The sequence below is a fragment of the Shewanella sp. SR44-4 genome (assembly GCF_014163715.1).
In the GTDB taxonomy this organism is placed as follows: Bacteria; Pseudomonadota; Gammaproteobacteria; order Enterobacterales; family Shewanellaceae; genus Shewanella.
The window spans coordinates 1-249 of sequence record NZ_JACJDU010000187.1 but is presented as its reverse complement, the minus strand read 5'-3'; the positions used below and the strand labels follow the sequence as shown (position 1 = coordinate 249).

The following is a 249-nucleotide window of genomic DNA, read 5'->3' as shown; positions in this document are numbered from 1 at the left end:
ATAACAACAATAGCGCCAAACTCAGCATTCGTAATATTGAGTTGTGGCTTAGTTTCTTTCAGTTGATAGGCAATCAATCCGCCTATCATATTCAACATAAAACCATGCACGCTTCGATGTCTTGTGACCTGGTCAACTGAATTCGGTCACCCTAGTTAAGTTCGTTAAGCGACTTCTTTTATCTGCTTATCCATACGCTCAAATTCATTGGGACTTTGGTAGTCAAGGTATGAATGCATTCGTTGGCTG

1 pseudogene is annotated in these 249 nt (G+C 40.6%); it reads right to left on the bottom strand.

Going from position 1 to position 249, the window contains the following annotated elements:
- A pseudogene (locus H5125_RS21985) lies at positions 1 to 125 on the bottom strand (IS982 family transposase); the annotation flags it as partial.
- Between the last annotated feature and the right edge of the window lie 124 nt (positions 126 to 249).